The sequence below is a fragment of the Stenotrophomonas sp. STEN046 genome (assembly GCF_056759755.1).
Genome location: NZ_JBRRDR010000047.1, coordinates 1 through 14,489, shown reverse-complemented (window position 1 = coordinate 14,489; position 14,489 = coordinate 1). Strand labels below are relative to the sequence as shown.

Sequence of the window (14,489 nt, the reverse complement as noted above, 5' to 3'; positions counted from 1 at the left end):
TTAGCGTCGTCGGTTGCCGCCATCGCTGGCGGCGAGCAAATCTTCAAGCGTTTCAACAAGCGTTTGACGTTCGGCTGGCGCGAGGAAACTCCCCACCTCCACCTGCCGGCCGCTGGATGCAAGCCGGACCCTCGCATCGTCGGTGAGCAGGCGCACCCAATGGGGGTGGGCCCGGAACACCGGCGATCCACCGGGCACGGGGATGACCTCCACGCACGCCGGCACTACCCGGATCTCTTCCTGCCGTTCACCGCTGCGCCACAACGCGCGCAACGCAGCTGCCAGCAACAGGCTGTACAGCAGCGCGAACAGGGGGGCGAATGCGTTGCCGGCCATCCACCCCAGGGCGGACACCAGCCACATCACCCCCGACAACACAGCAAACAACAGGACGAACTGCCGGGCATCGAGCGCCCGTGGGGGACGCAGTCGCAGCTGCGTACCTGACCCATCCGGAGCTGTAAGCACCTCGATCATGTCGCAACCGCGTTCCTGCCGCGGGAAACGTCTTGATGGTAGCCCTGCCCTCTCGCAGGTAGCAAGGGTGCATTCACACTTTTTCCGATGCTGCAATACAGCATGAGGCCAGCGGCGCGAATGACGAATTCGGCACAAAACCGGCGGACTTTGCTGAACACGCTGAATCGACCACCGCTAGGGGCTATCAGCGTTCACGAAGGTGGCGGGAAAGGACTTCCAGACGGCGCAAAAATGATTAAAATCGCCAAGTTTTCCACTGGCCGGATCGGCATGAACGCACCTTCCACTCCCCTTGCTGCCGGCGACGCTCCGCGTCCTTCGGTGCTGCTGTCGCCGGAACTGCCGGCGTCCCCCAACCCGTTCCGCCAGGCCATCACCGATGGCTGGCTGAAGGACGAGGCCAGCCACGTGCGCGAGCTGCTGGCGCAGGCCCGCCTGCCCGCCGACGAGCAGGCCAAGGTGCAGGCACTGGCGGCCGACCTGGTCGCCCGCGTACGCGTGCGCGCCAAGGACCAGGGCGCGATCGAAGCCTTCATGCGCCAGTACGACCTGGGCAGCGAGGAAGGCGTGCTGCTGATGTGCGTGGCCGAAGCGCTGCTGCGCATTCCGGACCAGGACACCGCCGACAAGCTGATCCGCGACAAGCTGGCCGATGCCGATTGGGAAAAGCATCTGGGTGGCAGCGACTCGGTGCTGGTCAATGCATCGACCTGGGGCCTGATGCTGACCGGCAAGCTGGTGCAGATGAACGATGCCACCCGCGCCGATGCGCCCAGCGCGTTCAAGCGCCTGGTCGGCCGCGTCGGTGAGCCGGTGGTGCGCCTGGCCGTGCGCCAGGCGATGAAGATCATGGGCCACCAGTTCGTCATGGGCCGCACCATCAGCGAAGCACTGTCGCGCTCGCACAAGGGCGACAACGCCAGTTACCGCTACTCGTTCGATATGCTCGGCGAAGGCGCGCTGACCATGAAGGACGCCCTGCGCTACCTGGAAGACTACCGACGTGCGATCCACGCCATCGGTGGCGATCACAAGGCACGCGGTGGCCGCCCGGAGGGCGACGTCAACAACGCCCCCGGCATCTCGATCAAGCTGTCGGCACTGTACCCGCGCTACGAGCACGCCAAGCGTGCGCGCGTGCTGAAAGACCTGGTGCCGGGCGTGCTGGAACTGGCACAGCTGGCCAAGAGCTACGGCATCGGCTGCACCGTCGATGCCGAAGAATCCGACCGCCTGGAACTGTCGCTGGACATCATCGAGCAGGTGTTCGGCGATGCCTCGCTGGCCGGCTGGGATGGATTCGGCGTGGTCGTACAGGCCTACCAGAAGCGTACCCCGTACACGATCGACCACCTGGCCGACATGGCCCGCCGCGCCGGTCGCCGCCTGCAGGTGCGTCTGGTCAAGGGCGCCTATTGGGACGCCGAGATCAAGCGCGCGCAGATCGAAGGCTACCCGGGCTACCCGGTGTTCACCCGCAAGCAGAACACCGACGTGTCCTACCTTGCCTGCGCCAAGCGCCTGTTCACCCATGCCGACGCCATCTACCCGATGTTCGCCACGCACAACGCGCACACCATCGCCGCAGTGCGCAGCATCGCCAATGGCGGTGTGTACGAACACCAGAAGCTGCACGGCATGGGCGATGACCTGTACGCCGAAGTGGTACCGGCCGACCGTCTGAACCTGCCGTGCCGCGTGTACGCACCGGTGGGTTCGCATGAAGACCTGCTGCCGTACCTGGTACGTCGCCTGCTTGAAAACGGCGCCAATTCCAGCTTCGTCAACCGCATCACCGATGAGCGCGTGCCGATTGCCGACCTGGTCCGTGATCCGGTCGAGATGGTTGCCTCGTTCGATTCGATCCCACATCCGAAAATCCCGCTGCCGGTCGACCTGCTGCGCAGCCAGAACCACGACAGGAAGAACTCCATGGGCGCCAACCTCGCCAACGACAACGAACTGCGCGCCCTGGCCGAGCAGCTCAACGCGGCAGTGAAGCCCTGGTCGGCCGCGCCGCTGGTGCCGGGTGCCAATCCGGCCGGCGCCGTGCTGCCGGTGACCAATCCTGCCGACACCCGTGAAGTGGTCGGCCAGTGGCAGGCCGCCGACGCCGCCACCGTGCAGACGGCGCTGGCCAATGCCGTGGCCGCGCAGCCGGGCTGGAACCGCACCCCGGCTGCCAGCCGTGCCGCCATCCTCGAACATGCCGCCGACCAGCTGGAAGCGCGCATGCCGGAGTTCATGGCGCTGTGCGTGAAGGAAGCCGGCAAGAGCCTGCCCGACGGCATCGCCGAAGTACGCGAAGCGGTGGACTTCCTGCGCTACTACGCCAAGCAGGCGCGCGAGCAGTTCAGCCATGCTGAAAAGCTGCCGAGCCCGACCGGTGAATCCAACGAACTGCAGCTGCACGGCCGCGGCGTGTTCGTCTGCATCAGCCCGTGGAACTTCCCGCTGGCGATCTTCCTCGGCCAGGTGGCCGCTGCACTGGCCGCCGGCAACAGCGTCATTGCCAAGCCGGCCGAGCAGACCAACCTGATCGGCTACTACGCGGTGAAGCTGCTGCACGATGCCGGCGTGCCGGCCGACGTGGTGCAGTACCTGCCGGGCGACGGCGCCACCGTCGGTGCCGCGCTGACCGCCGACCCGCGCGTGGCCGGCGTGGCCTTCACCGGCTCCACCGACACCGCCCGTGCGATCAACCGTGCGATGGCTGCGCGTGATGCGGCCATCGGCGTGCTGATTGCCGAGACCGGTGGCCAGAACGCCTTCATCGCCGACTCCTCGGCGCTGCCGGAACAGCTGGTCAAGGATGCGATCGGTTCGGCCTTCACCTCCGCGGGCCAGCGCTGCTCGGCCGCACGCGTGCTGTTCGTGCAGGACGACATCGCCGACAAGGTGATGACCATGCTGGCCGGTGCGATGAAGGAACTGAAGGTCGGCAACCCCGGCCTGCTGTCCACCGACGTCGGCCCGGTGATCGATGCCGATGCGTTGCAGATCCTGCAGGACCATGCCGTGCGCATGGATCGCGAAGCACGCCTGATCGCCGCGGCCGAGCTGTCTGCCGACGCCGCCAACGGCACCTTCTTCGCCCCGCGTGCCTACGAACTGAAGAACCTGGACCAGCTGCAGAAGGAAATCTTCGGGCCGGTGCTGCACGTGATCCGCTGGAAGGGCGATCAGCTCGATGCGGTGATCGACCAGATCAACGCCACCGGCTACGGCCTGACCCTGGGCGTGCACTCGCGCATCGACGAGACCGTGGACCGCATCAGCAATGGCGTCCACGTCGGCAACGTCTATGTCAACCGCAACCAGATCGGTGCGGTGGTCGGCGTGCAGCCGTTCGGCGGCCAGGGCCTGTCCGGCACCGGCCCGAAGGCCGGCGGCCCGCACTACCTGCTGCGCTTTGCCACCGAAAAGACGGTGACGGTGAACACTACCGCTGCCGGCGGCAATGCCTCGCTGCTGACCCTGGGCGATTGATTCCAGGCGTCATGCAGTGAACGAAAAACCCCGCGAAAGCGGGGTTTTTTGTGCCGTTGCGGTCGCGTCGGGGCAGGCCCGGCAATGATCACGCCACCACGCTGAACCGGTTGTCCGCCCGCGTCGCCAGCGCTTCCTGCACGCGCGCGATCCGCGTCTCCAGGCCACCCTCCAGCAACACATACGCAACTCCGCGCGCCTGCAGCTGCTGCAGGTACCACGCGTGTTGCTGTGCACGGAAACCCTCACCCACCCGCGTCCCATCCTGTTCGAACGGAATATCCGGCGCACACAGGAACAGCAGGTCGTAGCCGCGTTCGGCAGCCCGCTGCAGCGGCTCGGGCGTCGTACCAAACATCCAGCCGCTGTAGCCCAGCGTCACCAATGGCGTGGTGTCGCAGAACAGCCAACGATGCGCGTGCTGCGCGGCCCGGTCCTCGTGCCGGGGTTGAGTCTCAGCAATGCGCAGCAGATCCTGCGCCAGCAGTTCGCCGCCCTGCTGTTCCCACAGGGTACGACCGAACTCGGGCACCCACACCGTATCCAGCCGCTCGGCAAGCACGCGCGCCAGCGTGCTCTTGCCCGTGGATTCGCCACCAATGAAGGCCACGCGCTGCACATGCTCGGCGTATACGGCCGGGCTCAGGCTGCTCCGGTGCGCGTGCGGGTCGGCCCGCAGCTCGGTGCCGCTGGCCTGACCGACATCGGTGCTTCGTTCCAGCCGATGGTGCAGTACCGGCGCACCGAAGTACGTCGCCAGCGCCGAGGCGAAGCCATCGCCATAGTCTTCGCCGGTGAACACCGCCTGCACCGGTCCGCCGAGCAAGGTCACGCACAGCCAGGCAGTGAATTCGCGCTGCAGCTGTTCGCTGTCCGAATCCAGTGGCAACGCGCGTACCGGCACCGCGTGCTGCTCACACATCGCAGCCAGGCGTGCATCATCAAGCACCACCACCGTCGCCTGCGGAAAGCAGGCACGCAGCCACCGCTCGCGGCGGGCAGCGCTGTAGCCGGCGAAGCCGGGCTGCGACCAGCCGACCACCAACAGCTGCATGCAGCGCTCCGCAGCGAACGCGATCAGCCGCTGGTGGCCGCGGTGCAGCGGGCAGAATTTCCCCACCACCAGGCCACGCGGCACCGCCTCATGCGGCATTGGCTGTCGTGCCCGCCGTCGCCTGGTTCTGCATCAACCGCCGCCAATGCCGCAGCGCCACCAGCGCGTTGATCCAGAAGCCGACGTACAGGATCGAGGTCAGGTGCAGGCCACGGCTGTAGTACAGCGGCACGGCGATGGTGTTCACCAGCAGCCACACCCACCAGGATTCCAGCTTGCGCCGCATCATCAGGACCTGCGCGATCACACTCAGTACCAGCACCGCCGAATCGACATAAGGCGCGTACGCGTTGGTCAGCCGCGTCAGCATCCAGCCATAGCCGAAGGTTGCCAGCACCGCCAGCGGCAGCAGCCAAGCCCAAGCATGCGCGCGCATGCGGGTGATCGGCAGCGGCGCACCGTGGTCGCCGCGCAGCCACTGCCACCAGCCGAACACGCTGATGACCACGAAGAAGAACTGCAGGACCATGTCCGCGTAGAGGTGCGAGCGCTCGAATACGGCGGCGAACAGCGCGCAGCCGACGATGCCCAGCCACCACGTATGCACGTTGTTGCGGCCGGCCAGCAGGATCGAGCCGGCGACAGCGATGTTGGCGGCCAGCTCCAGCTGGAAATTCGGATCAGACAGGTTCATGCCGCCATTGTCGCGTAGATCCACGCCACGCGTGGATGGGCATCACGGCCTTGCGCGCACCATCCATCGCTGGGCCTCGCCGCTTCCCCAGTTTCCAAACTGCAGCCGCGTGGGCGAACGCAGGGGCGCCAGCCAACCCGGCGGCTCGGCATCCCAGCGTGTGCCATCAAACAGATGGGGCCAACAGCTGCCCTGTGGATTCGGTGAATGCAGGAACAGCGCGCTCTGGCCGGTGTCCGGCGCCAGCATCACCCAGCACTGCACGTCCTCCCGGCCCATGGATTCGGCCCGCTCAAGCAACCGCAGCAGGGCGGCAGCAACGGCGGCGCGGTCAGTCACATGCCGATTGCCGCGGCCCTTCCAATCCAGGTGGGTATGCCAGTAATCGAACCATGCCGAATCCAGCACGCGATCGAGGATCGCGTTTGCCCTGGATTCTTCCTCTGCCCAATGCCGGGCCATCTTCTTCAGATATCGACGGTCAGCCATGCCCACATGGTAGATCCACCTCACGCGTGGATGACGCCTTGCCGGAAACAAAAAAGGCCCCGCTTGCGCGGGGCCTCCTTGGTACTGCGTCAGGCCTTGGCCCGAATCAGAACTTGTACTGGAACGAAGCAGCCAGCACGTCGCCACGGACCTTGTACTTGCCGTTGAGCGAGTTGCCCTGGTTGTTGGTGGTCGCCGGGATGTTCACGTTCGGGTCGCTGGTGAACAGGTGGGTGTAGCCGAAGTTGTATTCGGTGTTCTCCGACGGGGTCCAGCCTACGCCCAGCGACAGCCACTTGCGGCTGGTATCGGGCACGCGCACGTCGCGGTGAGCGTCGGTGGTCGGGGTCTGGTCCAGCGCCACACCACCACGCAGGGTGACCGTATCGCTCAGCTTGAAATCAGCACCCAGCGAAACGAAGGTGGTGTCGCGGTAACCGAAGTCCAGCACCGAATCAGGCTGCGCCGAGGCGTAGTCGATGGTCACGCTGTCGAAGGCGGTCGACCAGGCGGTGCGGGTCACGTCACCCATCACGGTCCAACGGTCATTGACCTTGTGGGTCACGCTCAGGGTGGCCGATGCCGGCATGGTCACCGTCGCCTTGCCGCTGGTGCTGACGAAACGACCCGGCTGGGCCACGGCCAGCACGGCAGCCGCATTGGACGGCACGTCGAAGGTGGCGTCGCCACCGGTGATCTTGTGCTCGACCTTGGAACGGTAGCTGATACCGATGTGGGTGTTCTCGTCCGGGCTGAACAGGCCGCCCACGGTCCAACCCACGGCGTTGTTGTCGCCTTCAACGGTCAACTTGCCGTCGGCGCTGCCCGGGGCGAAGCCCGGAACGCGGGACTGGGCCAGCGCGGTGCCGAAGTCGATGTTGTTGCTCAGTTCGATGGTCAGGTGCTCAACGAACACCGATGCACCGAAGGACACGTACGGATTGACGTCGTACGAGGCAGCGAAGCCCAGGTCGATGGCCTTCAGGTCGGTCTTCAGACCGCTGTAACGACCCACCCAGGCATTGTCGTACTGGGTCTTGAAACCGAACGGTGCGGTCAGCGAGACACCGAAGTGCGCCTTCTCACCGATCGGCATGTGGAAGTAAGCGGCCGGAACCGGGGCGATCATGCCGGCGTCGCCACCGTCACCGCCGGTCTGTGCGGCACCGGTCGGCTTGCGGCCGGAACCCTTGAACTCCGCCTTGAAGCTGATGGCGCTCAGGTCACCCTGGACCATGGTGCCGTCGAGCTGGCGCATGCCGGCCGGGTTGACGGCGATGATGGAAGCGTCGCCTTCGGCGCTGCCGGAACCGGCAAAGGCGCGGCCCAGGCCCTTGGCGCTGTTTTCCTTCAGCTGGAAGGCGGCGGCATTGGCATCGGCGGCGGCCAGCGCACCGGCAACGCCGACGGCCAGCAGGGTCAGGCGGGCAATGGTGGAAGCAGTTTGCATCGTAGTTCTCTCTCCGGTAAGCGGTGATGGTGCTCTGAGTGCGCCTGCGCCCGTCAGGCCGGATGGCCCTTCGAAGCGCGCCGGATTCCCCTCCCGACATACGACGCCGTATGCGAGTATTACCCAGAGCCGTTAATGAAACAATAACAGCGGCGGCGCTTTTTTCGCCGCAAAAGCTGAACAGGACTTTCCCCGCCAAAAGCGCCCGCGCGCTAGGCTTATGCCATGTTCGTCTCCCTCCCATCGCGCAAGAAGGCGACCCTGCGCTGGGCCACTCCCGTGCTGTTTGCGGCACTGTGGCTGGCATTCCTGTGGTCGATCTCGCGCCCGGACGACGCCCGCGGCAGCCTCTGGCTGGACTGGGGCGCGCTGTCCACCGGACTGACCCATCCGCTGGACTGGTGGGCGACCCTGCAGGACGGCAGCGTGCTGCGCCTGTTCACCGCCCTGTTCCTGCACGCCGACTGGTCGCACCTGCTGGGCAACCTGGTGTTCCTGCTCATCTTCGGCCTGCCCGCCGAGCGGGTGCTGGGGCCATGGCGGCTGCTGCTGCTGTTCCTGGTCGGTGGGGCGATCTCCAACCTGGTGGCGATCTACACCATGGGCAGCCCGGACCAGATCATCATCGGCGCCAGCGGCGCGGTATCGGCGCTGATCGGCGCCTACCTGGCGCTGTTCCCGGGCGCGCGGCTGGGCGTGGTGATCCCGTTGGGCCTGTTCCTGGAATTCGTGCGGGCCCCGGCCTATCTGCTGATCGGGGTGTGGGCGGCGCTGCAGGTGGTGTTCGCCTACATCGGCCCGACCTTCGGCATGGTGGCCTGGTGGGCGCACATCGGTGGCTTCGTGTTCGGCGTGGTGTACGGCATGTACGTGCGTGCCGCGATCGCACGGCGACTGCGCAAGCGGCACGGGTTCTAGCAGGGTGGGCAATGCCGGCCGCTGGCCGGCAATCGCTTCATTCCCTGGGCCCGGGCTGACACCGGGCCGGGATCATTCTGCGTAACCGGCGGTGGAGTTCACGGGCAGGGTTCGCCGGGATGGCCCGGCGCTACCGTCAGGGCTTGGCAGGCGTCTCGGCCGGCTTTGCTTCCGGCTTTGCTTCGGGCTTTGCTTCCGGCTTGGCTTCCGGCTTGGCTTCCGGCTTGGCGTCGGGCTTCGGCGCCGGCTTTGCTGCTGCCGCCTTCGCCGCCTTGTCAGCTTCGGCCTTCGCCGCCTCGGCCTTCAGCCGTGCTGCCACCGAGCCGGGGTTCTTCAGTTCGGCCAGTGCGTCGTTGATCGGGCCGTCGCCCGGCAGCACGGCACCGGCACGGTAGCCCTCGGTCCCTTCGTCGTCGCCGCGCAGGTGACCGGGCAGGGTCGCTTCGCTGTAGTCGCTCAGGCTGGCCGGCAGTGCCTCTTCCTCCGGACGCGGGGCTGCCTTCAGTTCCACTTCCGGCACGATGCCGGTGGCCTGGATCGACTTGCCGCTGGGCGTGTAATACCGCGCCGTGGTCAGCTTCACCGAATCACCGTTGTCCAGCGGCAGCACCGTCTGCACCGAGCCCTTGCCGAAGGTACGGCTGCCGATCACGCGCGCACGCTTGTTGTCGCGCAGGGCACCGGCCAGCACTTCCGACGCGCTGGCCGAACCGGCGTCCACCAGCACCATCACCGGGGCGCCCTTCAGCAGGTCCCCCGGGGTCGCATCGAAGCGTGCATCACTGATGCTGATGCGGCCCCGCGTACTGACGATGTTGCCCTTGTCGAGCAGGTCATCGGCCACCTGCACCGCCGCGGTCAGCAGGCCGCCCGGATTGCTGCGCAGGTCCAGTACCAACCCCTTCAATGCGCCACCGGACTGCTTCTGCAACTGCTGCAGGTGCTTCTGGAAATCAGATCCGGTATCGGCCTGGAAGGTACTCAGGCGGATGTAGCCGTAGCCCGGTTCCAGCATGCGGCTCTTCACGCTGGTCACGCGGATGGTCTGCCGGGTCAGGCTGACATCAAAGGGCTTCGGCTTGCCGTCGCGGACAATGGTCAGCACCACCTTGCTGCCGGCCGGGCCACGCAGCGGCTCACTGGCGTCGATCGCACTGATCGGCTTGCCATCGATGGCGATGATCAGATCACCGGCAAGAATGCCGGCCTTCGCAGCCGGGGTATCGTCGATCGGCGAAATCACCTTCATGCTGGCGTTGTCCGGCTGCTGCTGCAGCTCCACGCCAATGCCTTCATAGGCGCCATTGGCCTGTTCGTCGAACGCCTCGGCATCTTCCTTGTTGAAGTAGGTGCTGTGCGGATCGAGGTCGAGCAGCAGGCCACGCACGGCCGACTGCATCAGCTTGTTGTCATCGACTGGATCGACGTAGGCGGCACGGACCGCGTTGTAGACGGCGACGAATCGACGGATGTCCTCCAGCGGCACCTTCGAGGTCACCGCCTCCTCGTTGCTTGCTGCCTGCCCGGCGGTTTCCCTGGCCGGTGCGGGTGCGGTCTGCTGTGCCCAGGACAGGGCCGGCAACAGAGCCAGCAAGAGGGTAGCGGTACGGGCTGCGCGCATGGATCACTCCTGTCGACGATGGCATCGTGCCCAAGGCACATGCACCGATTATGCGCGAAGCGTGGCTAAATTCCCGTTGAATCCGGCGCTGTGGGGCCAGCCGGAATTCAGCGCCGCTGCAGCCAGCTGTCCGGATTGACCGGTTGGCCACCACGACGCAGCTCGAAGTACAGCGCAGTCACGCCTTGTCCACCGGAATTGCCGACCTTGGCGACGGCGTCGCCACGGCTGACGCGTGCGCCGGCGTCCTTCAGCAGGGTGTCGTTGTGGGCGTACAGGCTCATGTAGCCATTGCCATGGTCGACGATCAGGATCATGCCGTAGCCGGTCATCCAATCGGAAAACACCACGGTGCCATCGGCCACGGCGGTGACGGTACTGCCGGCGGGTGCACCGATCAGGACGCCGCTGCTGGTGCGGCCATCGGGCAGCTTGCCGCCGTAGCGGGCGAGCAGGTTGCCGGACAACGGCCACCCCAATCCACCGACCTTCGGTGCGGGTGCGGAAGCAACCGCAGGAGGAACCTTGGTGGGCGCCGGCGGTGGGCGGCCGGCAGCGGCGGCCTGGCGGGCCGCACGCTCGGCGGCGGCTTTCTCGGCGGCTGCCTTGCGTGCGGCAGCGCGACGCTCGGCCTCGGCACGGGCAGCGGCGGCGCGCAGATTGGCCAGCAGGGTTTCCAGTGCCTTGGCATCCTGGCCCAGCGCCTGTTCCTTTTCGCGCTTGTCCTTGAAACGCTCGTCCAGCGAGGCCACGGTCTGCGCACGCTCGCGGCGGTCCGAGGCCAGCGTGGCGACCTGCTGCTTCTGGTCGCGCTGAACGCCCTGCAGCTGTTGCTGGCGCTGGGCGATCTGCGCCTGCAGCGTCTCCAGTTCCTTCAGGTCCGCAGTCAAGGTAGTGATGCGCTGTGCACGCTCGCGCTGCAGGTAGCGGTGATAGGCCAGCGCACGATTGGCATCGGCCACCGTGTCCTGCGACAACAGCAGCTTCAACGGGGCGTGGTTGCCCAGCTGGTAGGCCGCGCGCAGCAGGCCCGCCAGTTCACGATTCTGTTTTGCCAGGTTGGACTGCAACGCATCGCGGCGCTGCTCGGCCTCGGACAGTGCCCGGCTCTGCTCACGCAGTGCCGCTTCGGTCTGTGCCAGCGTCCGTCCGCTGCGTGCGACCTTTTCATCCGCCTCGCGCAACTGCTGCGATGCGTGGCCGCGCTGCCCCTCGATCTGCCGACGCTCCTGCGCCACGCCTTTCAGCTCGGTGCGCAGCTTCTGCAGCTTGCGCTCGGCCTCCCGGGTCGAAGCGGTCTGCGCCACGCCCGGCAATGGCAGCGCAAGCGCCAAGGCCATTCCCAGCAACAGGCATCGTCCACCGCGCAGGGGGGTGATGTGATGCCGGCGTGAGGGGAAGACGTTGTTGCGCAAGGGCTTTCCAGTGACTTCAGGCAGATGCGGAGGATCGTGGGGAATGGTGACATCTCCGCACGCGGCCTGCCAGCCGCACAACAACGAGGTTCCCATGAAAGCTCTCTCCATTCCGCTGCTGTTGGGTGTTGCACTGGCCTGCGGCCCCGCCTGGGCCCAGACCGACGTCAGCAAGGTCAACGGCAGCATCAGCGCCGAGCCGGGCCAGCGCTACGGCAAGCTGGATACCGTCAATGGCGGTATCCGGGTCGGCGAAGGCGTGGAAACCGGCAGCATCGACACCGTCAATGGCGGCATCAAGGTGGCCGATCGGGCCCGTACCGGCAGCATCGAGACGGTCAATGGTGGCGTCCGCCTGGGCCGCGAAGTGACCGCCCATGGCGATGTCAGCACGGTCAACGGCAGCATCTTCAGCGACCAGGGCAGCCAGATCGAAGGCGGCGTGGAAACGGTCAACGGCGGTATCGGGCTGGTGGGCAGCCGCGTGCGCAAGGACGTGGAGACCGTGAACGGCGACATCACCGTCGGCATCGGCTCGCAGGTCGGCGGTGGCGTGCGCGTGCACAAACCCAATTTCAGTGTCTCGCTGACCGCCAGCCGCAAGCCGCGGATCATCATCGGCCCCAATGCCGTGGTCGATGGCAGCCTGCTGTTCGAGCGCGAGGTGGTGCTGTACGTACACCGCAGTGCCCGCATCGGTCCAGTCACCGGCGCCGATCCGATCCCGTTCGATACCGATACCGCCCCGGCGGACTGAGCCTGCGGCTTGGGCGATACTCCCCGTTACCGGTCGTGCGCACCGCGCGGCCGCCCCTTGTGTTTCCAGGAACCCATGATGCCCCGCAAACTCCTTCTGTGCCTGGCCGCTGCGGCCGCGCTCAGCGCCTGCAAAGGCGATGACACCCCGGCACCTGCGCCCGCTGCCGACGCCTCGGCCAAGGCGGCCGCCCATGCTTTCTCGCCGGAGATCACTGCCGGCGACTTCGGCGAGATGGTGAAGACGCTCGCCTCCGATGAGTTCGAAGGACGTTCGCCCGGCAGCAAGGGTGAAGAGCTGACGGTCAATTACATCCGCGACCAGATGCAGCGCATCGGCCTGCAACCCGGCAATGGCGACAGCTGGTTCCAGGACGTGCCGATGACCGAAACCACGGCCGACGAGTCGACCGTGCTGAAGATCACCCAGGCCGGCAAGACCACCGAGCTGAAGTTCGGCACCGACATGGTGGTGGGTACCCGCACCGGACAGACTGAAGTGAAGGTCGACGCCAGTGACCTGGTATTCGTCGGCTACGGCGTGGATGCGCCCGAGCAGAAATGGAACGATTACGCCGGACAGGACTGGAAGGGCAAGACGGTGGTCATGTTCGTCAATGACCCTGGCTTCCACGTCGACGACGAGAAGCTGTTCGACGGCAAGCGCATGACCTATTACGGTCGCTGGACCTACAAGTTCGAAGAGGCCGCGCGCAAGGGCGCTGCTGCTGCGCTGATCGTGCACGATACCGCCGGCGCCTCCTACGGCTGGGACGTGGTGAAGAACTCCTGGGCGGGGCCGCAGTACGACCTTCCCGCCAAGGACGACGCCGAACCGCGCCTGCCGGTGCAGGGTTGGCTGAGCGCCGACGCGGCCAAGACGCTGTTCGCCGGCGCCGGCCTTGATCTGGCCCAGGCCTACAAGGACGCCAGCAAGCGCGGGTTCAAGCCGGTCCCGCTGAAGGCCACCGCCGCGGTGGACCTGAAGAGCCAGGTCGCGCAGAAGCAGTCACGCAACGTCGTGGGCGTACTGCCTGGCAGCAAGCGCGCCGATGAGGCCGTGCTGTACATGGCGCACTGGGACCACCTGGGCAAGCACGAGGGCGAACACGGCGACAACATCTACAACGGTGCCGTCGACAACGCGACCGGCGTGGCCGGCATTCTTGAGGTAGCCGAAGCAATGGCCCATCAGGAACCCAAGCCGGAACGTTCGGTGGTGTTCCTGGCGGTGACCCTGGAAGAATCCGGCCTGCTGGGTTCGAAGTACTACGTCGCCCACCCGACCTTCCCGCTGGACAAGATCGCCGGCGTGATCAACATCGACGCAATGTCGGTGGCCGGTCGTGCCAAGGACGTGACCGTCACAGGCTTCGGCAGCTCGGAACTGGAAGACATCCTCAAGCCGCTGGCTGCCGCCCAGGACCGTACCCTGCACGGTGAGACCTCGGTACAGAGTGGTTTCTACTTCCGTTCGGACCACTTCAACTTCGCCAAGGCGGGCGTGCCGGCTCTCTACGCCGACGGTGGCGAGGACCTGCGCGACGGTGGCGTGGAAGCCGGCCGCAAGGCTGCAGCCGACTACGGCGCCAACCGCTACCACGGCCCGAAGGACGAGTTTGACGCCGCCACCTGGAAGCTGGATGGCGCGGTCGAAGACCTGCAATTGATGTACGGCGTCGGCAAGGAGCTGGCCGCTGGCGATCGCTGGCCGAACTGGTACGAAGGCAACCCGTTCAAGGCAGCCCGCGACGCGATGATGAAGAACAAGGCCCCCGCCGCAGCCAAGTAATTTCGGGCAAGGCAGTAAGGCAACCAAAGCGGCGCCCGCAAGGGCGCCGCTTTTTTGTGCGTGCGTACACGGCGCGTCCGGCAGGCCGTTGGCAGTTGCCTCCCTTGGTTGGGATCGGGGTTCCGGCGCAGAGAGCATCCACGCGTGGCGTGGATCTACCGCCTGTGGTTTTCTGGCGCATAAAAAAAACCCCGCTGCGTGAGCAGCGGGGTTTTGGATGTAAACCCTGGCGATGACCTACTCTCGCATGGCTTAGGCCACACTACCATCGGCGCAGCTACGTTTCACTTCCGAGTTCGGGATGGGATCGGGTGGTTCCATAGCGCTAATT

At 66.1% G+C, this 14,489-nt stretch carries 11 protein-coding genes and 1 rRNA gene; 4 read left to right on the top strand and 8 right to left on the bottom strand.

The features are described from left to right. A complete protein-coding gene (locus ACVOLJ_RS17635) occupies positions 1-477 on the bottom strand; it encodes a DUF2244 domain-containing protein (RefSeq protein WP_475279513.1) in 477 nt (158 codons plus the stop codon). A 273-nt stretch (positions 478-750) separates the two neighbouring features. Here ACVOLJ_RS17635 and putA point away from each other — a divergent pair, with 273 nt between their 5' ends. Then, positions 751-3,969: a bifunctional proline dehydrogenase/L-glutamate gamma-semialdehyde dehydrogenase PutA gene (putA, locus tag ACVOLJ_RS17630; RefSeq protein WP_481564720.1), complete on the top strand. Its 3,219-nt coding sequence runs from the start codon at positions 751-753 to the stop codon at positions 3,967-3,969. Positions 3,970-4,057: 88 nt separating this feature from the next. Here putA and ACVOLJ_RS17625 read toward each other — a convergent pair whose 3' ends face one another. The 4 genes from ACVOLJ_RS17625 to ACVOLJ_RS17610 all read right to left on the bottom strand — a co-directional run bounded on the left by ACVOLJ_RS17625 (position 4,058) and on the right by ACVOLJ_RS17610 (position 7,656). Beyond that, entirely contained in the window at positions 4,058-5,023 is a 966-nt protein-coding gene (locus tag ACVOLJ_RS17625) for an AAA family ATPase (RefSeq protein WP_481564719.1), read from the bottom strand. A gap of 88 nt (positions 5,024-5,111) precedes the next feature. Continuing rightward, positions 5,112-5,717, bottom strand: coding sequence for a nicotinamide riboside transporter PnuC (gene pnuC, locus ACVOLJ_RS17620; RefSeq protein WP_481564718.1), 606 nt, complete (start codon positions 5,715-5,717; stop codon positions 5,112-5,114). Between the two features lie 42 nt (positions 5,718-5,759). After that, complete coding sequence (locus tag ACVOLJ_RS17615; RefSeq protein ID WP_475279517.1) at positions 5,760-6,206, bottom strand: hypothetical protein; 447 nt, start codon at positions 6,204-6,206, stop codon at positions 5,760-5,762. 106 nt (positions 6,207-6,312) lie between these two features. Further along, positions 6,313-7,656, bottom strand: a complete 1,344-nt coding sequence (locus ACVOLJ_RS17610) for an outer membrane protein transport protein (protein ID WP_475279518.1) — start codon at positions 7,654-7,656, stop codon at positions 6,313-6,315. A gap of 225 nt (positions 7,657-7,881) precedes the next feature. On the opposite strand from ACVOLJ_RS17610, the gene ACVOLJ_RS17605 reads away from it, so the two are divergent. Further along, positions 7,882-8,574, top strand: a complete 693-nt coding sequence (locus ACVOLJ_RS17605) for a rhomboid family intramembrane serine protease (RefSeq protein WP_025878304.1) — start codon at positions 7,882-7,884, stop codon at positions 8,572-8,574. Between the two features lie 136 nt (positions 8,575-8,710). On the opposite strand, the gene ACVOLJ_RS17600 is transcribed toward ACVOLJ_RS17605, so the two are convergent. Together ACVOLJ_RS17600 and ACVOLJ_RS17595 are read right to left on the bottom strand one after the other, a co-directional pair. Continuing rightward, on the bottom strand, positions 8,711-10,195 hold the full coding sequence (locus ACVOLJ_RS17600) for a S41 family peptidase (protein WP_481564717.1): 1,485 nt from the start codon (positions 10,193-10,195) through the stop codon (positions 8,711-8,713). Positions 10,196-10,302: 107 nt separating this feature from the next. Continuing rightward, a complete protein-coding gene (locus ACVOLJ_RS17595) occupies positions 10,303-11,610 on the bottom strand; it encodes a murein hydrolase activator EnvC family protein (RefSeq protein WP_475279520.1) in 1,308 nt (435 codons plus the stop codon). Between the two features lie 94 nt (positions 11,611-11,704). Between ACVOLJ_RS17595 and ACVOLJ_RS17590 the strand changes: the two genes are divergently transcribed. Next, the gene (locus tag ACVOLJ_RS17590; protein WP_481564716.1) at positions 11,705-12,367 is read left to right on the top strand and encodes a DUF4097 family beta strand repeat-containing protein; all 663 of its coding nucleotides are present in this window, start codon (positions 11,705-11,707) and stop codon (positions 12,365-12,367) included. Positions 12,368-12,445: 78 nt separating this feature from the next. Further along, a complete protein-coding gene (locus ACVOLJ_RS17585) occupies positions 12,446-14,158 on the top strand; it encodes a M28 family metallopeptidase (protein ID WP_475279522.1) in 1,713 nt (570 codons plus the stop codon). Positions 14,159-14,382: 224 nt separating this feature from the next. On the opposite strand, the gene rrf is transcribed toward ACVOLJ_RS17585, so the two are convergent. Next, a 5S ribosomal RNA gene (gene rrf, locus ACVOLJ_RS17580) occupies positions 14,383-14,489 on the bottom strand; the annotation flags it as partial.